Genomic DNA, 22,105 nt, shown 5'->3' on the forward strand with positions numbered 1-22,105 from the left:
TTTGTGGAGCCCGTTTCATCAGGTGAGCTTCAGATTCTCTGTACCGCCCATCACATCGCGGTCCATCGCGTTCTTGCTCTCCAGCTTGATGCGCAGGCGCAGGTCGTTGACCGAGTCGGCGTTCTTCAACGCCTCTTCGTAGGAGATCTTGTCCTCCTCGAACAGGTCGAACAATGCCTGATCGAAGGTCTGCATGCCCAGCTCGCGCGACTTGGCCATCACGCCCTTGATGGCATGCACCTCGCCCTTGAAGATCAGGTCTGCGATCAGCGGCGAGTTGAGCAAGATCTCCATCGCGGCGGCGCGTCCGACGCCGTCCTTCTTCGGGATCAGACGTTGCGAGATCAGCGATTTGACGTTGAGCGAGAGGTCCATCAGCAGTTGCTCACGCCGCTCTTCCGGGAAGAAGTTGATGATGCGGTCGAGCGCCTGGTTGGCGCTGTTGGCGTGCAGCGTGGCCATACACAGGTGGCCGGTCTCGGCAAAGGCGACGGCGTATTCCATGGTCTCGCGGTCGCGGATCTCGCCGATCAGGATCACGTCCGGTGCCTGGCGCAGGGTGTTCTTCAGCGCATTGTGCCAGTTCTCCGTATCCACGCCGACCTCGCGGTGGGTGATGATGCAGTTGGCGTGCTCGTGCACGTATTCCACCGGGTCTTCGATGGTGATGATGTGGCCGTAACTGTTCCTGTTGCGGTGGCCCAGCATCGCCGCGAGCGTGGTGGATTTGCCCGAGCCGGTGGCGCCGACCAGGATCACCAAGCCACGCTTGGTCATCACGATGTCCTTCAGCACCGGCGGCAGCCCCATCGCGTCGAGATCTGGGATCTTGGTGGTGATGGTACGCAGCACCATGCCGACGCGCTGCTGCTGCATGAACACGTTGACGCGGAAGCGCCCGATGCCGGGCGGACTGATGGCGAAGTTGCACTCGTGCGTCGCCTCGAACTCGGCCGCCTGGCGGTCGTTCATGATGCTTCGCACCAGTTCCTGAGTGTGCTGTGCCGTCAGCGCCTGATTGGAGACCGGCGTCATCTTGCCGTCCACCTTGAACGCAGGCGGAAAGCCGGCGGTGATGAACAAGTCGGATGCCTTCTTGCTGATCATACCGCGCAGCAGGTTATGGATAAGCTCGGTGGCTTGGTCTCTTTCCATTGTGATACCCCTATAAATTTGTTTTGCGAGCGGATCGCTGTGTCGCGTGCTCGCTCATTCCTCGTCTATCCGACAGATATGCCTCGTCATTCGCTGCGCGGCTCCTTGCGCTCCATCCCGCAAAACAAATTTCTAGAGGCATCACTCATGGAACACTTAGCCGGGGAACAGATCCTTGTTCGCCGCCTTGCCACGCGCTTCCGCCGCAGACACCACACCGCCCTTCACCAGATTGGTCAGGCATTGATCGAGCGTCTGCATGCCCATAGACTGGCCGGTCTGGATCGCGGAATACATCTGCGGCACCTTGGCTTCGCGGATCAGGTTGCGGATCGCGGGGGTACAGAGCATGATCTCGTGCGCGGCGACTCGTCCGGAACCGTCCTTGGTCTTGAGCAACGCCTGCGAGATCACTGCACGCAGCGATTCGGACAGCATCGCGCGCACCATTTCCTTTTCGTCCGCCGGGAACACGTCGATGATACGGTCGATGGTCTTGGCCGCCGAGCTGGTGTGCAGCGTGCCGAACACCAAGTGGCCGGTTTCCGCCGCGGTCATCGCGAGGCGGATGGTTTCCAGATCGCGCATTTCGCCGACGAGGATCACGTCCGGGTCTTCGCGCAGCGCGGAACGCAGCGCGTTGTTGAACGACAGCGTGTGCGGGCCGACTTCGCGCTGGTTGATCAGACACTTCTTCGACTCGTGCACGAATTCGATCGGGTCTTCCACGGTCAGGATATGGCCCAGTTCGGTTTCATTGATGAAGTTGATCATCGCCGCCAGCGTGGTGGACTTACCGGAACCGGTCGGGCCGGTCACCAGCACCAGCCCGCGGGGGAATTGGGAGATGTCGGTGAAGATCTTCGGCGCCTTGAGGTCTTCGAGCGTCAGCACCTTGGATGGGATGGTACGCATCACCGCTGCCGCGCCGCGCTGCTGCACGAAGGCGTTCACGCGGAAACGCGCTAGGTTAGGCACTTCGAAGGAGAAGTCGACTTCCTTGTTCTCTTCGTAGAACTTGCGCTGCCCGTCGTTCATGATGTCGTACACCATGGCGTGGACTTCCTTGTGCTCCATCGCGGGCAAATTGATGCGGCGCATATCGCCGTGCACGCGGATCATCGGCGGCAGACCGGCGGAAAGATGCAGGTCGGAAGCCTTGTTCTTGACGCCGAAGGCGAGCAGTTCGGTGATATCCATATATAATCTTCCCCGTTCGATGAAGCGGTTAGAAAGGCCGCGTAAGAGTGCGCGGGATTATGACAACAATCGCTTCCAACATGCAAGCCGTGCGCGCCGCGATGCACGCAGCAACGCTGGCCGCAGGACGCCGCGCGGAGGAAGTCGAGTTGCTGGCGGTCAGCAAGACCTTTCCATATGAGGCCATACGCGAAGCCTGGCAGGCAGGGCAACGCCGCTTCGCCGAGAGCTACGTGCAGGAATCGCTGCACAAGATGGAGGCATTGCATGACCTGCCCATCGAGTGGCACTACATCGGCCCGATCCAGAGCAACAAGACACGGCCCATCGCGGAGCATTTCGCCTGGGTGCACAGCATCGACCGGCTGAAGATTGCCGAGCGGCTGTCGGCACAGCGCCCGGCGAATCTACCACCGCTTCAGGTATGCATCGAGGTGAACATCAGCGGCGAAGCCAGCAAGAGCGGCGTAGCACCGGACGAGGTCGCGGCACTGGCGCAAACCGTTGCGGCGCTGCCCAACCTCAAGCTGCGCGGCCTGATGACCGTGCCCGCGCCGACCGAGGATGCATCGGAGCAGCATGCTGCTTTCGCGCGCCTGCGCAAACTGTTCGAGCAATTGAACCGGCAGGGTCTGCGACTCGACACCCTGTCGATGGGCATGTCTCACGACTTCCCCTCAGCCATCGCCGAAGGCGCAACCATCGTGCGGGTAGGAACGGCCATTTTTGGCGCAAGACATTACGGAGACAAGACATGAATATTTGCTTTATCGGCGGCGGCAATATGGCCAGCGCACTCATCGGCGGCATGCTCGGCAAGGGCTTTGCCGCAACGCAGATCAACGTGGTCGAGATCAACGCGGAGAACCGTACGCGGTTGCAGGCGCAGTTCGGCGTGCACACCATGGACAGCCTCGCCAAAGGCGTGACGGGCAGCGACATCATCGTGCTCGCGGTCAAGCCGCAGCAATTGCGCGAGATGGCACAACAGCTCGCCGACCTGATCGACGGCCAGCTGCTGATTTCCATCGCCGCCGGCATTCGCGTGAGCGACCTCGCGCGCTGGGCGGACAGCCAGGCCGTGGTACGCGCCATGCCCAACACGCCCGCGCTGATCCAGAGCGGTATGACCGGCCTCTACGCGCTCCCCGCGGTGAGCGCGGCACAGCGCGAACAGGCGCAAGACATCCTCGCGGCGGTGGGCGAAACTTTGTGGCTGGAAGATGAAGCGATGCTGGACGCCGTGACGGCGATCTCCGGCAGCGGTCCGGCCTATGTGTTCTATTTCATCGAGGCGATGCAGCAGGCTGCAGTCAAGTTGGGCTTCAGCGCCGACGACGCACGCCGCCTGAGCCTCGCCACTTTCCTCGGCGCCAGCAAGCTGGCGGCTTCCAGCGAGGAGGACGCCAGCGTGCTGCGCGCGCGCGTCACCTCGAAGAACGGCACCACCGAACGCGCCCTGCTGAGCATGGCCGCGAACCATGTCGCCGAGCACATCGTCGAGGCGGCCAAGGCCGCCGCCGACCGCGCGAAGGAAATGGGCGACGAACTGGGGGCACTGCAATGATGAGCGAAGGCCTGATGTTCCTGCTCGATGCGCTGCTGCAGCCTTTCGCGGCGATCCTGCTGTTCCGCTTCCACGCCGTCTGGCTGCGCACGCCGATGCGCAATCCCATCGGCGAATTCATCATGGCGATCACCGACTTCATGGTATTGCCGCTGCGCCGCCACCTCCCCTCGTTCGCCGGACTGGACAGCGCAACCCTGATGCTCGCCCTGCTGGCCGAACTGCTCTACCTGAGCGCACTGTTCATGGTGCAGGGCGATCTGTCGCATGGATTCCCACTGATTGGGTTGCTGGCTCTGACGATGGTCAAGCTCCTCAAGATCAGCGTGTACCTGCTGATGGCCGCAGTGTTCGCGCAGGCGATCCTGTCGTGGGTTAACCCGCACTCGCCGGTCGCCCCGATGCTGTCGTCCGTCAGCCACCGCTTCCTGCAGCCGATACGCAACGTCGTGCCGCTGGCGGGCAGCTTCGACCTGTCGCCGCTGCTGCTGTTCATCGTGTGCCAGCTCATCGTGATCGTTCCCATCGGCGCGCTGGAACGCCTCACCCTCGGGCTGTTCTTCTGACATGGCAGACTGGTTCCGCCGCAACGGCGAGGTCGTCACGCTGACCCTGCACATCCAGCCGGGTGCGAAGCGCAGCGAGATCGCCGGGCTGCACGGCGAAGCCCTCAAGATACGCCTCGCGGCCCCGCCGGTGGAGGGCCGCGCCAACGAAGCGCTGCTGAAATTCATCGCGGAATTGTTCGGCGTGCCGGTGCGGCAGGTGGAACTGAAACAGGGCGGACAATCGCGCCACAAGGTCGTGGCGGTCAGCGGCAGCAAGATCGAACCGGAAAGCGTGCTGAAGACCTGACGTTCGCGCCCGGGCTCAGGCGCTCTGAGCCACTTCGATCTCCAGTTTCTTGAGTGCGCCAATCACGACCTCACGCTGGGCGATCAATTGCTCGATCAGCCCTCTCGCCTGTTCCAGCTGACCGTTGCGCCAATATTTGTCGATCTCCCCGGCGATTTCATGCACGCGCCGGTGCGGCTCTGCAACCTGGACAAAGCTGGGGAGGTGCCGGTACAAGTCCGCGCCCCGTCCGTGGTACCAGGTGCCGAAATTGCAGTGAAGGGGGTCGTTGAGGGACTTGGGAGGGGGAGGCAGGCCATCTTTTATGGCATGGACCAATTGCGCAACCCAGTTGCGGTGCTCCACCTTGGCGTTCAGCATGGGGCGATCCGATGCATTCCAGCGCAGATCCTTTATCGCCGACCATTCCGGATCTGGACGCCAATTGGCAACCCATGCCGGCATTTGCGCTGCCGGCATGGGCTTGGCTATGCCGTATCCCTGCGCATAGTCACAACCCAGTTGCAGGAGCATCCTGCCGTGCTCAACCGTCTCCACACCTTCGGCAACCACCTGTCGCTGGAATGCGGAAGCCAGGCCGAGAACGCCCTGTACGATGACCAGGTTATTCGGGTCCGTGACCATTTCACGGATGAAGCTCTGGTCGATCTTGATGGTGGATGCCGGTAGCCGCTTCAGATAGGTAAGCGACGAATAACCGGTACCGAAATCATCCAGCGCACAGGAAACGTCCAGCTCACGACACTGTTCGATGATTCGGGAGACCTTCGCCATGTCTTCCAGGGCCGATGTCTCAAGTATCTCCAGTTCGACCTTACTCGCGACATTCGGATGGTTGCTCAGCGCGGCTCTCAGGTGTTGCACAAAGTTGGAGGCCTGCAACTGGCGACTGGCGACATTGACGCTGACAGACAGCTCCAAACCGATGTCATGCCACTCATCCATCTGGTGTAGCGCTGTTTCAATCACCCACTCGCCAATCCTCACAATCAGCTCATGATCCTCGATCAGCGGCAGGAACTCCACTGGCTCGACCAACCCGCGCTCGGGGTGATGCCAACGGATCAGTGCCTCCGCACCGACTACGCTCCCCTTGCGCAGGTCCACCTTGGGTTGGTAATAGAGAGAGAATTCGCCGTTCGCCAGCCCCTCCTGTATCCGACTGACACGGTCATACTGAACGCGGACATGGAGATCCTCTTCGTGGTCGAAGATGTGGAAGCGATTCTTGCCGGCCTGCTTGGCATGGTACATGGCCTGATCGGCGTGGCGCAACAGGGTATCCGAATCGGCTTCGTCCGCCGGAAATACCGACACGCCGACGCTCGCAGACAGGGTTATCGGCTGCGAAACGACCGACAAGGGCTGGCCTACGGCCCGCAACAAGCGCTGCATGGCCTGCTCGCACTCCTCGTCATTCTGCAGTCCCAACAGCAACAGCACGAATTCGTCGCCCCCCAGTCTCGCGACGGTATCGCCGCCGCGCAGCACCTCCTTGAGCCGACCGGCCATTTCCACCAGCACACGGTCGCCGACTTCATGCCCATAGGTATCGTTCACCGGCTTGAAGCCATCCAGGTCGAGGTAACAAATGGCCAGCATGGTTCCGGAGCGTCTTGTCTGGGAAATGGCCTGGGCCAGGCGGTCCGCCAGCAGCACGCGATTGGGCAGCTCGGTCAACGCATCGTAGTAGGCCATCTGCGTCAGCTGTTTCTCCTGCTCCTTGAGCCGGCTGATATCGGCGAATACGGCAACGAAGTTGGTCAGTTCGCCTTCCGCATTGCGCACCGCAGAGATGGAAAGCAGTTCCGGGTAAACCTCGCCGTATTTGTTGCGGTTCCATATCTCCCCCTGCCAGCTACCGCTGCCAAGGATGCTTTTCCACATGGCCGCGTAAAACTCCCGGTCATGGCGGCCCGACTTGATCATTCTCGGGTTGCGCCCGATCACCTCGGAGCGCTCAAAACCGGTGATGCGCGTGAAAGCCGGATTGATGTCGAGAATATTGCCGTCCGCGTCGGCAAGGACGATGCCCTCGTGCGAACTGTGGAACGCCGTCGCATGCAAGCGCAGCCTGTCCTCCGCGATCAACTGTGCCGCATAGCGCTGGGAGACTTCAGCATGAGCCTTGGCCAATGAGCGCCGCGTGCGATCGAGGCGGATGAAGACCACCGCCAGATAGGCGGTCAACAGCAAGGCGACCGCATAGAGAAGTTTGCGGAACTGTCCGGCGGCCTGCTGCGCATGCTCGTGCCCCAGGGCGTAATAGCGGTTCAATTCTTCCAGCTGATGAGCAGTACCCAACCCCTTTATCTCATGCGTCAAGCCATTCACTTCCGGCAGATATTTCACAATGGTGTCGCCGTGAAGCAAAAGGTGGTCGATCCCCGCGCGCCCTTCAGGAGAAAGCGGCATCTCGAGAAGCCGCTGGCGAGCCTCGTTGACTTGCTGGCGGCGCTCAGTATCCGCCTCGCGCGCAAAAGACAAGACATGCCTGACGTAGTTTTCTGCCGGGCCTTTCAAATTGCCGGGCACGCTTCCTCCGAGGAAGTCATCGGCGGCCGACGGGAAGTAGGCCAGCGAATTCCGCAGGACAGCGTTCTGGCGTTTGAATACCTCGACGAGCCGGGATTTTCTCTCCAGTGTCGCCCCTAGCTCCTTTGCTTTTTCCGATACCAACCTTCTGTCGTCATCCGGGAGGAAGGATGGCGCGGCAACGGCATGGGAGGATGCCTGCTGGGCTCGTTCCAGAAACAGGGTGAGCGCGTCATAGTTCTGCGTGACACCCAGACGGTTAGCCAGCACCTCTCCATTGGTTTCGGCATCCGCCTCACGCAAGTCGCGCAGTTTCTTGGTGTAGTCATAGTGCGCTTGTGGAGAGACGGACGCGGCCCGCATAAACAGGATGGTCAACAGCGAGACAGCGGATAAAACGATCACGCCGACGACCCATAATTTTCCGGGCTGCAGCATGCGATCAATTTTGAGGCTGGGGCTCATTTCAACACCTCCCCCTGCCATTCGCCGCTCAGGGTATGCAGGAAGGCGACGATCAAACGCACATCCTGCTCGGACAGCCCCTTGCCCAACTGGTACTTGCCCATGACCCTGACTGCATCGGTAAGCGTCCTGGCCGAGCCGTCATGAAAATACGGGGAAGTAACCGCCACATTACGCAGAGTGGGCACCTTGAATACATGCCTGTCCTCTTCCAGCCCGGTGACATTGAAGCGCCCCTGATCCGCCCTGGTTGGCGAACGATCCTTGAAGAAATCGCCCATGATCCCAAAACGCTGGAACATGTTGCCGCCTATACCTGCGCCCTGGTGACAACTGGTACACCCGTGATCGACGAAGCGGCGATAGCCTTCCAGCTCGTCGCGGCTAAGTACATTTTTCTCGCCGCGAAGGTAGCGGTCGAACCTGGCGTTGGGGGTCGTCAACGAGCGCTCGAAAGTGGCGATGGCCTCGGCGATATTGGCAGGGCTGATGCCGTCCGGATACACGCGCCGGAACGATGCCTGATATTCCTCGTCCTTGCGCAGCTTGCTCACGACTTCATCCCAACTTGAGCCCATTTCGGCAGGATTGTGCACAGGCCCGGCCGCCTGCTCTTCAAGCGATTTGGCCCGGCCATCCCAGAATTGGGCAACGTTCAGGCCGGCGTTGAATACCGTGGGAGCGTTGACATCGCCCACAGCGCCATTGATGCCGGTAGAAAATCGTGACCGATCCGTGCCGCCTTTGCTCAAGTCATGGCAACTTGCACAGGAAATGCGGTTGTCATGAGAAAGACGAGGATCGTGGAACAGCCTCTTGCCCAATGCCACCTTCTCCGGCGCCAACTGGGGAGCGGGCGGCAGCGGCAGAATGGGCTCGCGCCCGATGCTTACCTCGAGGAACTGTGCGCCATCCTGCCCGCGACTCACCGATTCCGGGGTGTTCGCATCGTGCGGCACAATAAAAACGTAAAGCAGCAGCAACGCCGAGGCGGGAACTGCAAACAAAAATAGGCGCTTCAATCTCATCAACCTCATTTTGGAACATCTGCTCAGCCGCGAGCGGCTGGCGGCATTTCATCCTGCCGTCCCGGTCGACGCGCCAAGACGGGGCACCGCACCAGTTTTTGCCCGGACCGGGCCCCATTCAAAGTCAGTGTAAAACAAAAAAACCGGCTTGCGCCGGCTTTTTTGTATCTGAATTTAAAGCCTTAATGGTGAGCGTGTTCGTGCTCGGCCTTTGCCGCAAGTTCATTCAGATTGCGCAGCTTGGCAGGATCGGTTTCGCCATTGACGTTGATGATATTGAGCTTGCCGGCACCTTTCTTCATGTCGTCGGCGAAGTCGAACACCGCGCCGATGACGGTCAGGTGGCCTTCCTTCACTTCTTCGGCGAACTTCTTGGACGCAGCGGCAACCTGGTTGTTGACGTTGATCTTCACGCCGTCGATGTTCTCGCCGCCCTTGGGGATGCTGATGGTGTCCAGTTCACGCTTGATCGGGGCCGATTCCTTGGAATAATCGCCGCCGGCAGCATTGATGGCGCCGCAACGGGAATGGCCGATGAACAGCAAAATCGGTGTGTGCAGGTGGTGAACGCCGTATTCCACCGAGCCTTCGGCCGTGCTCATCTGGTTGCCGATGTCGCGAACCATGAACAGTTCGTCTTCCGGAGTGGTGGAGATCGCCTTGGTGTGCACGCGCGAGTCGGAACAGGTCACCACCGTTGCCTTCGGGTGCTGTCCCTTCGACAACTCGGCAAAGAACGCCGGATTTTTCGCGGCGATATAGGAGGCGTTGTCGACAGTCAAGTGATTGACGAAGGCCGCCACTTGAGATTGCGAATCGCCGTGACCGTGAGGATCAAGCGCGAATGCAGATGCGGACAGGAACATTGCGGCCAGAGTTGCGGCCATTTGCTTCTTGAACATACTTTTCTCCCTGAGACGGTTTTATTTTGGAATGCGTCAAAACGCGAACGTAGTCTGGCGACTACCTGCGCTTAACGCACAACCGTCACATCAGGATGACATCGTATTGTTCCTGGCTGTATAAAGTTTCCACCTGCATCGAGATCGGCTTGCCGATGAAGTCGGAAAGCTGCGCCAGCGCCTGCGATTCCTCTTCGAGGAACAGGTCTATCACCTGCTGGGATGCCAGGATGCGGTATTCGCGGGCGTTGAACTGGCGCGCCTCGCGCACGATCTCGCGCAGGATCTCATAACACACAGTCTGGGCGGTCTTCACCTCGCCTCGCCCCTGGCAGGTTGGGCAGGGCTCGCACAGCACATGCGCCAGACTCTCGCGGGTGCGCTTGCGCGTCATTTCCACCAATCCCAGTGCGGAAAAGCCATTAACGCTGACGCGGGTATGATCGCGCGCCAGTGCCTTCTTGAATTCGGCCAGCACCGCGTCGCGGTGTTCCGGGCTGTCCATGTCGATGAAATCGCAGATGATGATCCCGCCCAGGTTGCGCAGGCGCAGCTGGCGCGCGATGACCTGGGTGGCCTCGAGGTTGGTCTTGAAGATGGTGTCGTCGAAGTTGCGCAGCCCGACGAAGCCGCCGGTGTTCACGTCGATGGTGGTCATCGCCTCGGTCTGGTCGATGATCAGGTAGCCGCCGGACTTGAGGTCGACGCGCTTGGACAGGGCGCGCTCGATCTCCTCTTCCACGCTGTACAGGTCGAACAGCGGACGCACCCCTGGATAATGATCCAGCCGTTCGAGCGCGCCCTGGTTGTAATCGGCAGCGAACTCCTGCATCTTCTGGAAGGTGCTGCGAGAGTCGACCAGGATGCGCGAGGTCTCCAGACTGACGAAGTCGCGCAGCACGCGCAGGCTGATGTCCAGTTCGCAATAGAGCAGTTGGGGGGCGCTCGCGGTCCGTGCGGCGGATTGCAGGTTGCTCCAGAGCTTGTCCAGGTAACGGATATCGGCCTCGAAATCCAGGTCGGCCGCCGACTCGGCCACGGTGCGGATGATGTAGCCCCCCTTGTGCCCTTCCGGCAGGGTGGCCTGCAGCCGCGCCCGCAGGGCCTCGCGCTGCTCGGCATTCTCGATGCGCTGCGACACGCCGATATGCGTCTCCTGCGGCAGGTATACCAGGAGGCGGCCGGCGATGCTGATCTGGGTGGACAGGCGTGCACCCTTGGTGCCGATGGGTTCCTTGATCACCTGTACCAGCAGCGTCTGGCCGTCCGACAGGATCTTCTCGATCGGCTTGGGTTCGACGCCCTCGCCTCCGTTGCTCCAGATATCCGCCACATGCAGGAAGGCCGAGCGATCCAGGCCGATGTCGATGAAGGCGGACTGCATGCCCGGCAACACGCGCTTGACCTTGCCGAGATAGACGTTGCTGACGATGCCGCGGCTGCTGCTGCGCTCGATGTGCAGGTCCTGCACCACGCCCATTTGCATCACCGCGACACGCGTCTCCTGCGGCGTGACATTAATTAAAATCTCTTCGCTCATGACACGGGATAGTCGAAGTGGCGCAGCAGCTCCACGGTCTCGAACAGCGGCAGTCCCATCACGCCGGAATAACTGCCGGTGATATGTTCGATAAACGCCCCGGCATGCCCCTGGATCGCGTAGGCACCTGCCTTGTCGATGTACTCGCGGGTGAGCAGGTAGCGGCGGATGCGCTCATCGTCGAGCGGCGCGAAGCGCACCGTGGAGATGGAAACGGCGGACTCGACATGGTCGCCCAGCGCCACCGCGACCGCGCTGAGCACCTTGTGCTCCTGTCCGGAAAGCTGACGCAGCATCGCGGCGGCCTGCTCGGCGTTCCCGGGCTTGCCGAAGATCTTGCCGTCCAGTGTCACCGTGGTGTCGGCAGCCAGCACCGGGAACGGCGGCAGGTTGCGCAGCCTCAGCGCGGAGAAACCCGCCTCGGACTTCGCCAGGCAGACGCGCTTCACATAGTCCTCGGGAGCCTCGCCCGCATGCGGCGTTTCGTCCACATCCATGTTGCGGCGCGGGTCCGAACGCAACAGCAGCATCTCGAAATTGACCCCGATCTGCTTGAGCAGTTCGCGGCGGCGCGGGCTTTGCGAGGCGAGGTAGATACGCTGCTGGATGATGGACATGGCTTGTTATTCCCTGTGATAGGGGTGATTGTGCAACAGGCTGTGCGCCCGGTACAACTGTTCCGCGAGCAGCACCCGTACCATCGCATGCGGCAGCGTAAGCGACGACAGCGCCATCAGGTGCTGCGCCGCCAGCTTGACCGACTCGTGCAGCCCGTCCGCGCCGCCGATGATGAACGCCACGTCGCGCCCCTCGCCCATCCAGTCGCGCATCTGCGCGGCAAGCTGTTTGGTGGTGGGCTGCGCGCCGCGTTCGTCCAGCGCGATGCGCAGACATCCCTGTGGCAGCGCGGCGAGGATGCGCTGCGCCTCGGCTTCCATGATCTGCGCCGTGGTCTTGCCCGTGGTGCGCGGCTCCGGCTTGATCTCGACCAGTTCGATCTTCGCCTCGCGCGGCATGCGCTTGGCGTATTCGTTGAAGCCCGCCGTGATCCAGTCCGGCATCTTGTGGCCAACGGACACGACGAACAGCTTCAACGTTTACTCCGGCTTTTGGGCCAGCTTGGGACGCAGGGCCTGGCCCTTGCTCCACAGCTCTTCGAGGTTGTAGTACTGACGCACCGCGGGCTGCATGACGTGCACCAGCACTTCGCCCAGGTCGATCAGTATCCACTCGCCGCTGTCCTCGCCCTCGCGGCCATAAACCTCTTCACCGCGCTCCTTGAGCTTGACCACCACGTTGTCGGCGATGGCCTTGGTCTGGCGCGTGGATTTCGCGCTGGCGATGATCATGCGCTCGAACATCGGGCTGAGCTTGCTGGTATCGATCACGGTGATGTCATCGGCCTTGATGTCTTCGAGTGCGTCGACGACGGCTTTGGTCTTTTCTTCTATGCTTAACATGGTGTGTACAGGTTATGTTGATGAATGTAATCCGCCACCGCATTGGGCAGTAGGTAGCGTATGGAGCGGCCCTCGGCCACGCGTCGGCGGATATCGGTGGCGGAGATCTCCAGCTTCGGGATCGCCAGTTCGGCGACACCGCCGCTCGGCCTCTGCGACATTTCTGCGACGGCGCAAACGCGGCGATGGTAGTGGCTTTGCAACTCCGCCGTCGCGCCGTGGATGCGCTCTTCCAGCGTGAAGCCGGGACGGAAGCCCACCACGATGTGCGCCAGTTCGAACAGCTGCTCCCACTCGTGCCAGGTATGCAATTGCAGGAATGCATCGCCGCCCATCAGCAGGCACAGCGGCTGCACCGCGCCCAGTTCGGCGCGCAACTCGCGCAGCGTGTCCACGGTGTAGCTCGGCTTGTCGCGCATGACCTCGCACTCGTCCAGCACGAAGGCGGGCTGATCGGCGATGGCCAGTTTCACCATCGCACTGCGCTGCTGCGCGGTCACTTGCGGCGAGCCGCGATGCGGCGGCGTGCCGGCGGGAATGAGGCGGATCTGCTGGAGGTCCGCCTGCTCCAGCATCTCCTCGGCCAGCCTCAGATGCCCGAAATGGATCGGGTCAAAGGTTCCTCCGAGGATGCCGATGGGTCTGTTGCTCACCGTTACACTGCAAGCCGGCGGATGTCAGACAACACGTGCGCGAGATAAGTGGTGAAGCGTGCGCCTGCCGCACCGTCGATCACGCGATGGTCGTAGGATAGCGACAGCGGCAACATCAGGCGCGCCACGAACTCGCCGTCCTTGTACACCGGCTTCATGCTCGAGCGCGACACGCCGAGAATCGCCACTTCCGGCGCATTGATGATCGGCGTGAACGCCGTACCGCCGATGCCGCCCAGGCTGGAGATGGTGAAGCAGCCGCCCTGCATGTCGGCAGCGGTGAGCTTCTTCTCGCGCGCCTTCGCGCTGATCTCGCCAAGTTCCTTCGCCAGCTGCACGATGCCCTTCTGGTCGACGTCGCGGATCACCGGCACCATCAGGCCGTCCGGCGTATCCACCGCCACGCCGATGTGGATGTATTTCTTCAGCACCAAGTTCTCGCCGCTCGCATCCAGCGAAGCGTTGAAGTCGGGGAAGTGCTTCAGCGTGGCCGCTGCCGCCTTGAGCAGGAAGGCCAGCGGGGTGATCTTGATGTTCTGCTTGGCGTATTCCGCACCCAGTTCCTTGCGGAAGGCTTCCATCTCGCTGATGTCGGCTTCCTCGAACTGCGTGACGTGCGGGATCATCACCCAGTTGCGGTGCAGGTTGGCCCCCGAGATCTTCTTGATGCGCGACAGCGGCTTGTTCTCGACCTCGCCGAACTTGGCGAAGTCCACTTCCGGCCACGGCAGCAGGCCCGGCAGCGCGCCGCCGCCCGCCGCACCGCGCGGTTGCGCCAGCGCGGCCTTGACGAAGTTCTGCACGTCGTCCTTGGTGACGCGGCCCTTCTCGCCGCTGCCTTTGACCTGCGCGACATCCACGCCGAGTTCGCGCGCAAAACGACGGACGGCCGGACTCGCGTGCCCCTTGCCGCCCGCTGCCGCGGGCTGCACGGTGCTGGTGACAGCCGGTGCGGCGGCCGGCTTCGCGGCCGGTTGTACTGCGGGCGCAGGCGCAGTAGCGGCGGCAGGTGTCGCTGCGGGAGCGGGTTGCACGGCCGCTGCCTCGGCGCTGGTTTCCATCACCAGGATCAGGTTGCCTTCCGACACCTTGTCGCCGACCTTGACCTTCACTTCCTTCACCTTGCCGGCGAAGGGCGACGGCACATCCAGCGTCGCCTTGTCGGTTTCCAGCGTGATCAGGTTGTCTTCGGCGGCGACCGTGTCTCCGGCCTTGACCAGCACCTCGATCACTGCCACGTCCTTGAAGTTGCCGATGTCCGGCACCAGTACTTGTTGTTCTGCCATGCTCGTCTTCCTCGCCGCTTACACCGTGACCGGGTTCGGCTTGTCCGGGTTAATGTTGTACAGCTTGATCGCGCGGCTCACCTGAACCGCCTCGATAGAGCCCTCCTCGGCCAGCGACTTCAATGCCGCGACGGCGATGTAGTGGCGATCGACCTCGAAGAAACCGCGCAGCTTCTTGCGCGTATCCGAGCGGCCGAAGCCGTCGGTACCCAGCACCTTGTAGCGTGCGGGCACGTAGGAGCGGATCTGGTCGGCATAGCTCTTGATGTAGTCGGTCGCGGCGATCACCGGACCTTCGCGCTTGGCGAGGCATTGCTCGACGTAGCTGGCACGCGGCTTGGACTCCGGGTGCAGCATGTTCCAGCGCTCGGCATCGAGGCCGTCGCGGCGCAGCTCGTTGAAGCTGGTCACGCTCCAGATGTCGGCGGATACGCCGAAATCCTTCTCCAGCAGTTCCGCCGCGGCGATCGCTTCGCGCAGGATGGTGCCGCTGCCCAGCAACTGCACCTTTGGCGCCTTGGCCTTCTTGCCCTCGCTGAACAGATACATGCCCTTGACGATGCCCTCTTCCGCGCCCTTCGGCATAGCCGGGTGGGCGTAGTTCTCGTTCATCACCGTCAGGTAATAGAACACGTCTTCCTGCTCGACGTACATGCGGCGCATGCCCTCGCGAACGATCACGGCGACTTCGTAGGCGAAGGTCGGGTCGTAGCTCACGCAGTTGGGGACGGTCGCCGCCATCAGGTGGCTGTGGCCGTCCTGGTGCTGCAGGCCTTCGCCGTTCAGCGTGGTGCGCCCCGCGGTACCGCCCAGAAGGAAGCCGCGCGCGCGCAGGTCGCCCGCCGCCCAGGCGAGGTCGCCGATACGCTGGAAGCCGAACATCGAGTAGTAGATGTAGAACGGGATCATCGCCGTGCCGTGGTTGGCATAGGCGGTCGCGGCGGCGATCCAGTCGGCCATGCCGCCCGCTTCGTTGATGCCTTCCTGCAGGATTTGGCCGGTCTTGTCTTCCTTGTAGTACATCAGCTGGTCGGCGTCCTGCGGCGTGTACAGCTGGCCGACCTGCGAGAAGATGCCCAGCTGGCGGAACATGCCTTCCATGCCGAAAGTGCGCGACTCGTCCGGCACGATGGGCACGACCTTCTTGCCGATGTTCTTGTCCTTGACCAGTGCGCTCAGCAGGCGCACGAACGCCATGGTGGTGGAGATCTCGCGTCCCTCGGTGCCCTTCAGCAGCGGGTCGAATGCCTCGCTCGCGGGCATAGCCAGCGGCTGCGCTTCAGGCCGGCGTGCCGGGACGGAACCCATCGCCGCGCCTCGTTCGCGCAGGTATTTCGCTTCCTGGCTGTCTTCAGCTGGGCGCACGAATGGAGTCTTGCCCAGTTGCTCGTCGCTCACCGGGATGTTGAAGCGGTCGCGGAATTTGCGCAGCGACTCTTCGTCCATCTTCTTCTGCTGGTGGGTCGGGTTCTGCGCCTCGCCGGAGGCACCCATGCCGTAGCCCTTCACCGTCTTGGCGAGAATCACGGTCGGCTGGCCGGTGTGCTTGGTTGCCGCAGCATAGGCCGCGTACACCTTGAACGGGTCGTGGCCGCCGCGGTTCAGACGCCAGATCTCGTCATCCGACATGTCGGCGACCAGCTCCAGCAATTCGGGATACTTGCCGAAGAAGTGCTGGCGCACGTAAGCGCCATCGCGTGCCTTGTAAGTCTGGTATTCGCCGTCCACCACTTCTTCCATGCGCTTCAGCAGCAGGCCGGTCTTGTCCTTGGCCAGCAGGCGATCCCACTGACGACCCCACACCACCTTGATGACGTTCCAGCCCGCGCCGCGAAACACGCCTTCCAGTTCCTGGATGATCTTGCCGTTGCCGCGCACCGGGCCGTCAAGACGCTGCAGGTTGCAGTTGATGACGAAGATCAGGTTGTCGAGCTTCTCGCGCCCGGCCATGGAGATCGCGCCTAGGGATTCCGGCTCGTCGGTCTCGCCGTCGCCCAGGAAGGCCCAGACCTTGCGCCCGTCGGTACTGGCCAAGCCGCGATGCTGCAGGTAGCGCATGAAGCGCGCTTGGTAGATCGCCATCAGCGGGCCAAGACCCATCGACACCGTGGGGAACTGCCAGAAGTCCGGCATCAGCCACGGGTGCGGATAGGATGACAGTCCGCCGCCATCCACTTCCTGGCGGAACTTGTACAGCTGCTCTTCGGACAGGCGGCCTTCGAGGAAGGCGCGCGCATAGATGCCGGGAGCGGAGTGTCCCTGGAAATACACCAGGTCGCCACCGTGCGTATCGGTCTTGCCGTGGAAGAAATGGTTGAAACCGACGTCGTACAGCGTGGCGGCCGAGGCGAAGCTGGCGATGTGGCCGCCCAGTTCGGAGGATTCGCGGTTGGCGTTGAGGATAATGGCCATCGCGTTCCAGCGCGTCAGCGCGCGGATGCGGTGCTCCAGTTCATGGTTGCCGCTGGAGCGCTCTTCCTTTTCCGGCGGGATGCTATTGAGGTAGGGCGTGGTAGCGCTGATCGGCATGTCGGTGCCGCCCAGTCGGGCCTTGTCGATCAACTGGCTGATCAGGAAATGTGCGCGTTCCGCGCCTTCGTTTTCCAGCACCGACTCGAGCGCGTCCAGCCATTCCTGGGTCTCTTGCGGATCCATGTCCGGGATGTTGTTTGCCATCTCTCCACTCTCCTTGTTGCGATTTATTGTTACGCCGTACAGGCTATCGTCTCCTGCTCGGTGACGATCCGTTCGACCTTTATATCCGTTGCTTCCTGCGGGAGTTGTTCGACGATCTGCAGCGAAAACGCCGCGGCGACCAGCGCGGGGCGGTGCGTCATGCGGGCCAGCAGCTTGTCGTAAAACCCGCCGCCATAGCCCAGCCGCGCACCCTCGCGAGTGAACGCCACCCCGGGCAAGAGGACGAATTCTACCTCATTTAGCGCATTCAGCCGCTCGCAGCGTTCCACGACGGGCTCGCGTATCCCCCACAGGCCTTGTGCCAACTGGTTTTCGAAGTCCTCCGCCCAGTACAGGTCGAGGTGATTGGTGTGATGGTTCACCTTGGGCAGCACCAGCCGCTTGCCGTCGGCCAGCGCCCGCTCCGCCCACAGTTCGCTCGCATACTCGGAACCGAAGTTCATGTAGCCCAGCACCACCCCGGCCTTACGGTATTCCGGCAACTGCAGCAACCGCTCGGTGATCAGCGCGTCGTGTACGGCGCGCTCGTCGAGCGACAGTTGCTCGCGCCGGGCCAGAATGGACTTGCGGATGACCGGCTTGTCCGACTGCGTCATGCCCCTCAGCCCAGGAACAGCTTGTACGCCGGGTTCGCGCTCTCGTCCCAGTACGGGTAGCCGAGGGTGTCGAGGAAGGTCTTGAGCGCCTTCTTGTCATGGTGCGGCACCTGCATGCCGACCAGCACACGGCCGTAGTCCGCGCCGTGGTTGCGGTAATGGAACAGGCTGATGTTCCAGCTGTGGTTCATGCTGTTGAGGAAGTTCATCAGCGCGCCGGGACGCTCCGGGAATTCAAAGCGGAACAGGATCTCATCCTTGGCATCAGGCGCGTGGCCGCCGACGAGGTGGCGCAGATGCAGCTTGGCCATCTCGTTGTCGGTCAGGTCGAGTGTGCTGAGCTTGTTCTTTTCCAGCGTGGCGACCAGCTTGGCGGTCTCAGACTGGTCCTTGACCTGGATGCCGACGAACACCTGCGCCGCCTTCGGGTCGGCGTAGCGATAGTTGAACTCGGTGATGTTCCGCTTGCCGAGCAGCGAGCAGAACTTGCGGAAGCTGCCGGGCGTCTCGGGGATGGTGACGGCGAGGATGGCCTCGCGCTTCTCGCCGATCTCTGCACGCTCTGCCACGAAGCGCAGGCGGTCGAAGTTCATGTTCGCGCCGCAGGCGATAGGGATCAGCGTCTCGCCCTTGAGCTGTTCACGCTTGGCGTACAGCTTGGCGCCGGCCACGGCCAGCGCCCCCGCCGGCTCGAGGATGGAGCGCGTATCCTGGAACACGTCCTTGATCGCCGCGCACACGGCGTCGGTGTCCACCAGCACGATCTCATCCACATACTTTTTGCAGATGCGGAACGTCTCCTCGCCCACCTGCTTGACGGCGGTACCGTCCGAGAACAGGCCGACATCGTTGAGCGTGACACGCTTCTTTGCCTTGAGCGAACGAGCCATCGCGTCGGAATCCGTGGTCTGCACGCCGATGATCTTGATGTCGGGGCGCACCTGCTTGACGTAGGCGGCCACGCCCGCGATCAGTCCGCCGCCGCCGATGGCGCAGAAGATCGCGTGGACCTGGCCTTGGTGCTGGCGCAGGATCTCCATGGCGATAGTGCCTTGTCCGGCGATCACATCGGGGTCGTCGAACGGATGCACGAAGGTGAGTTTCTGTTCTTTCTCCAGTTCATACGCATGACTGCAAGCGTCGCTGTAGCTGTCGCCATGAAGCACGATCTCGACGGCACGCTGGCCGAAATGACGCACCGCGTCGATCTTCACTTGCGGGGTGGTGGTCGGCATCACGATGACGGCCTTGCAACCGAGGCGGTGCGCGGAAAGCGCCACGCCCTGCGCGTGGTTACCCGCCGAGGCGGCGATCACACCGCGCTTGAGTTGCGCGGGAGAGAGCTGCGCCATCTTGTTGTAGGCGCCGCGCAGCTTGAAGGAGAACACCGGCTGCATGTCCTCCCGCTTGAACAGGACGGTGTTGCCGAGGCGCGCCGACAGACTGGGCGCCGGCTCCAGCGGGGTCTCGACCGCGACGTCGTAGACACGGGCGTTGAGGATGCGTTTCAAATAATCGTTCATAACAGTTGCCTGAAAAATACCGGCGAAGATTAGCACAGCACGCCCCGAAAAGCCGCGGTTTTGGCGGCATTCGGCCATGCAATAGGCATTCTCGCGCCAGCAGGACGCCATAACGAAGCACACCGCTGACGGCCTTCGCTCCAGCGAAAATCCCCCAAATAATCAAGGTTATTAAAATTTATATAGGCATTTTGACATATACCAATCGAACGACTTTCAACGTATAACCGCGGCTGCTTTTCCACACCTGTCCGGATACCCTGTGTTAGCGCGTCGCTCCACCCCGAAACTGGCCGCCTTATCGGCGGCACTGCTTGTCTTCTCGGCCTTGCTGACGCTCGACGATTTCGAGCGCAAACAGGCCGTGCAGGACCAGCGCCTGCACGTCATGGAGCGCGTCTCGGCGCTGGACGCAAAACTGGAGGCGGCGATCAGCAAGTCTGCAGCGTCCACAGGAATCATCGCGTCGATCTTCGCGACCCGCCCGGACCTGTCGCAAACCGAATTCATCCAGTTGGCCAGGCATGCCAAGACGCTCAGCCCGGACATCCTCAACCTGGCGCTGATCCGAGACACCGTCGTCAATTACGCTTATCCGCTGGCGGGGAATGAAAAGATCATCGGCCTGGATTACCGCCAGTTGCCGTCGCAGTGGCCCGTCTACCAGCGAATGATGGAGACGCGCCAACCCGTTACCGCCGGCCCCATGGAACTGGTACAGGGCGGCGTGGCAGTGGTGGTACGCATCCCGGTCTACCACACCGATCCGAAATCGGGCGAGGAACGTTTCCTCGGCGCAGTCAGCGCACCGGTATTGTTCGATAGCCTGTTGCGCGAGGCTGAAGTAGCCGTGCTGGAGCCGACCGTGAGCGTTGCCATCCGCGGCCGTGACGGGCAAGGCAGCACGGGCGAAGTCATCTACGGCGACCCCGCCCTGTTCAACGAACAGCCGGTGCTGCGGCGGATCACCCTGCCCGGCGGCAGCTGGGAGATCGCCGCCATTCCGCGCGCAGGCTGGGGAAGCAACAACACAACCAGGCTTTGGGTCATCCGCACGCTGGGCGGCCTGCTGTGCATACTGGCGGCGCTGATGGCCTATGCCGTGGTCAGGCACTTGCAGCAGCGGGCCGAAAATGAAGCCGAACTGAAACAGCGTAGCGCCGAACTGAGCTGTCAGAACGCCGTGCTGGAAATGATCACCCACCACGCCGCATTGCCGGACATTCTGGAGATGCTCACCCAATTGGTCGAGCTGCACAACCCTGAAATGTTGTGCGCCATCTTGCTGATCGACAAGGACGGCAAGCATCTGCGGCACGGCGTTGCGCCCAGCCTGCCGGATTTCTTCAAACGGGCGCTCCACGGCCTCGCCATCGGCGAAACGACTGGGGCCTGTGGCATGGCGGTATCCCGCGGCGAGCGCGTGGTCGTCGAAGACATGCATTCCCACTCTTACCCGGAAGACTTCCGTGCCCTGATCGTCCGCGCAGGATTGCAATCCTGCTGGGCTCAGCCCGTCAAGGATCAGGATGGCCGCGTGCTGGGCACCTTTGCCATCTATCAGCGTCATCCCGCCACGCCGGAGCCGGCTGAGATCACCCTGATCGAGAACTATGCCGCGCTCGCCGCGCTGGCCATCGAACGCACGCAGACGACCGAAACCTTGCGGCTGCACGATGCCGCGCTCAATGTCGCCGCCAGTGCGATCTCGATCGCCGACCGGCAGGCACATGTCGTCTGGGCAAACCAGGCATTCACCAGGCTGACCGGATACAGCCTCGACGAGGCGGTCGGGCGCACCTATGGCAGACTGCTCAAATCCGGGCTGCATGGCAACGAGTTCTACCGGGACATGTGGCAAACCATCCTCGCCGGGCGGGTATGGCATGGCGAACTGACCAACCGGCGCAAAGACGGCGCCCTGTATCACGATGAAACGACCATCACGCCGGTGCGCGATCAGAGCGGCGAAATCACCCATTTCGTCACGATGAGGCAGGACGTCACCGAACGCAAGATCGCCGAGGAACAGCTGAAGAATCTGGCGTTCTACGATCCCCTGACGCAGCTGCCCAACCGGCGGCTGCTGCTCGACCGCCTGGGACTGGCACTGGCGATCAGCAAGCGCAGCGGCCGCTATGGTGCGCTGATGTTCCTCGACCTAGACAACTTCAAGCCCCTCAACGACCAGCACGGCCACGATGTCGGCGACCTGCTGCTGATGGAGGCCGCACGGCGCATCGTGCATTGCGTCCGCGCGGAGGACACCGTCGCCCGCTTCGGCGGCGACGAGTTCGTGGTGATGCTCAAGGAACTGGATACCGACCGGACAGTATCCGCCACCCGGGCGCACGGGGTGGCGGAAAAGATCCGCGCCGCAGTGGGAGCCCCCTACCGCCTGGAGCTATTGCAGGCCGAGAATGGCGAAACCGCAATCGAGCACCACTGCACCACCAGCATCGGCATCGTGATGTTCCTCAATCACGAATCCCCTAGGGAAGACTTGCTCAAATGGGCGGACATCGGCATGTATCAGGCCAAGGCGGCCGGACGCGACACCATACGCTTCTATGAGCCCGGCAACACCTAGGCGGACTGCACCGGGCAGCTTGCAGCGCACCTGAAAATCGGTTCAAATGCCGC

Annotated in this window: 19 protein-coding genes; 5 read left to right on the forward strand and 14 right to left on the reverse strand. The window is 62.0% G+C overall.

Features of this window, described 5'->3' with window-relative positions; translation table 11 throughout:
* Positions 1–18: 18 nt before the first annotated feature.
* Entirely contained in the window at positions 19–1,155 is a 1,137-nt protein-coding gene (locus tag FGKAn22_RS11405) for a PilT/PilU family type 4a pilus ATPase (protein ID WP_212785753.1), read from the reverse strand.
* Between the two features lie 156 nt (positions 1,156–1,311).
* Entirely contained in the window at positions 1,312–2,355 is a 1,044-nt protein-coding gene (locus tag FGKAn22_RS11410) for a type IV pilus twitching motility protein PilT (RefSeq protein ID WP_212785754.1), read from the reverse strand.
* A 59-nt stretch (positions 2,356–2,414) separates the two neighbouring features.
* Here FGKAn22_RS11410 and FGKAn22_RS11415 point away from each other — a divergent pair, with 59 nt between their 5' ends.
* From FGKAn22_RS11415 to FGKAn22_RS11430, 4 genes are read left to right on the forward strand one after another with little or no spacing between them, the layout of a single operon-like run.
* Positions 2,415–3,113, forward strand: a complete 699-nt coding sequence (locus FGKAn22_RS11415; RefSeq protein ID WP_212785755.1) for a YggS family pyridoxal phosphate-dependent enzyme — start codon at positions 2,415–2,417, stop codon at positions 3,111–3,113.
* Positions 3,110–3,922 carry a pyrroline-5-carboxylate reductase gene (proC, locus tag FGKAn22_RS11420; RefSeq protein ID WP_212785756.1) on the forward strand — a complete coding sequence of 271 codons (813 nt, stop codon included), beginning with the start codon at positions 3,110–3,112 and terminating at the stop codon, positions 3,920–3,922. The genes FGKAn22_RS11415 and proC overlap by 4 nt, the downstream gene beginning before the upstream one ends.
* Complete coding sequence (locus FGKAn22_RS11425; protein ID WP_212785757.1) at positions 3,919–4,488, forward strand: YggT family protein; 570 nt, start codon at positions 3,919–3,921, stop codon at positions 4,486–4,488. Before proC ends, FGKAn22_RS11425 begins: the two co-directional genes overlap by 4 nt.
* A gap of 1 nt (position 4,489) precedes the next feature.
* Entirely contained in the window at positions 4,490–4,777 is a 288-nt protein-coding gene (locus FGKAn22_RS11430; RefSeq protein ID WP_212785758.1) for a DUF167 domain-containing protein, read from the forward strand.
* Positions 4,778–4,792: 15 nt separating this feature from the next.
* Here the strand turns inward: FGKAn22_RS11430 and FGKAn22_RS11435 are convergent, their stop codons facing one another.
* The 12 genes from FGKAn22_RS11435 to ilvA all read right to left on the reverse strand — a co-directional run bounded on the left by FGKAn22_RS11435 (position 4,793) and on the right by ilvA (position 19,462).
* The gene (locus FGKAn22_RS11435; protein WP_212785759.1) at positions 4,793–7,777 is read right to left on the reverse strand and encodes an EAL domain-containing protein; all 2,985 of its coding nucleotides are present in this window, start codon (positions 7,775–7,777) and stop codon (positions 4,793–4,795) included.
* Positions 7,774–8,784: a cytochrome-c peroxidase gene (locus FGKAn22_RS11440; RefSeq protein ID WP_212785760.1), complete on the reverse strand. Its 1,011-nt coding sequence runs from the start codon at positions 8,782–8,784 to the stop codon at positions 7,774–7,776. Before FGKAn22_RS11440 ends, FGKAn22_RS11435 begins: the two co-directional genes overlap by 4 nt.
* A 203-nt stretch (positions 8,785–8,987) precedes the next feature.
* The gene (locus tag FGKAn22_RS11445) at positions 8,988–9,707 is read right to left on the reverse strand and encodes a carbonic anhydrase (RefSeq protein ID WP_212785761.1); all 720 of its coding nucleotides are present in this window, start codon (positions 9,705–9,707) and stop codon (positions 8,988–8,990) included.
* 85 nt (positions 9,708–9,792) lie between these two features.
* Positions 9,793–11,247: a ribonuclease G gene (gene rng, locus FGKAn22_RS11450; RefSeq protein WP_212785762.1), complete on the reverse strand. Its 1,455-nt coding sequence runs from the start codon at positions 11,245–11,247 to the stop codon at positions 9,793–9,795.
* The gene (locus FGKAn22_RS11455; RefSeq protein ID WP_212785763.1) at positions 11,244–11,864 is read right to left on the reverse strand and encodes a Maf family protein; all 621 of its coding nucleotides are present in this window, start codon (positions 11,862–11,864) and stop codon (positions 11,244–11,246) included. Before FGKAn22_RS11455 ends, rng begins: the two co-directional genes overlap by 4 nt.
* Before the next feature lie 6 nt (positions 11,865–11,870).
* Positions 11,871–12,341, reverse strand: a complete 471-nt coding sequence (gene rlmH, locus FGKAn22_RS11460) for a 23S rRNA (pseudouridine(1915)-N(3))-methyltransferase RlmH (RefSeq protein ID WP_212785764.1) — start codon at positions 12,339–12,341, stop codon at positions 11,871–11,873.
* Between the two features lie 3 nt (positions 12,342–12,344).
* Positions 12,345–12,707, reverse strand: a complete 363-nt coding sequence (rsfS, locus tag FGKAn22_RS11465; protein ID WP_212785765.1) for a ribosome silencing factor — start codon at positions 12,705–12,707, stop codon at positions 12,345–12,347.
* The gene (nadD, locus tag FGKAn22_RS11470; RefSeq protein WP_212785766.1) at positions 12,701–13,360 is read right to left on the reverse strand and encodes a nicotinate-nucleotide adenylyltransferase; all 660 of its coding nucleotides are present in this window, start codon (positions 13,358–13,360) and stop codon (positions 12,701–12,703) included. Before nadD ends, rsfS begins: the two co-directional genes overlap by 7 nt.
* A gap of 2 nt (positions 13,361–13,362) precedes the next feature.
* Positions 13,363–14,646, reverse strand: a complete 1,284-nt coding sequence (aceF, locus tag FGKAn22_RS11475) for a dihydrolipoyllysine-residue acetyltransferase (protein WP_212785767.1) — start codon at positions 14,644–14,646, stop codon at positions 13,363–13,365.
* An 18-nt stretch (positions 14,647–14,664) separates the two neighbouring features.
* Positions 14,665–17,322 (reverse strand): pyruvate dehydrogenase (acetyl-transferring), homodimeric type, encoded by a 2,658-nt coding sequence (aceE, locus tag FGKAn22_RS11480; RefSeq protein ID WP_212785768.1) that lies wholly within the window; start codon positions 17,320–17,322, stop codon positions 14,665–14,667.
* Positions 17,323–17,351: 29 nt separating this feature from the next.
* A complete protein-coding gene (locus FGKAn22_RS11485) occupies positions 17,352–17,939 on the reverse strand; it encodes a 5-formyltetrahydrofolate cyclo-ligase (RefSeq protein ID WP_212785769.1) in 588 nt (195 codons plus the stop codon).
* 5 nt (positions 17,940–17,944) lie between these two features.
* Positions 17,945–19,462, reverse strand: a complete 1,518-nt coding sequence (ilvA, locus tag FGKAn22_RS11490; protein WP_212785770.1) for a threonine ammonia-lyase, biosynthetic — start codon at positions 19,460–19,462, stop codon at positions 17,945–17,947.
* Positions 19,463–19,724: 262 nt separating this feature from the next.
* On the opposite strand from ilvA, the gene FGKAn22_RS11495 reads away from it, so the two are divergent.
* A complete protein-coding gene (locus FGKAn22_RS11495; protein WP_212785771.1) occupies positions 19,725–22,052 on the forward strand; it encodes a diguanylate cyclase domain-containing protein in 2,328 nt (775 codons plus the stop codon).
* The last annotated feature ends 53 nt before the right edge of the window (positions 22,053–22,105 follow it).

The sequence above is a fragment of the Ferrigenium kumadai genome, assembly GCF_018324385.1.
In the GTDB taxonomy this organism is placed as follows: Bacteria; Pseudomonadota; Gammaproteobacteria; order Burkholderiales; family Gallionellaceae; genus Gallionella; species Gallionella kumadai.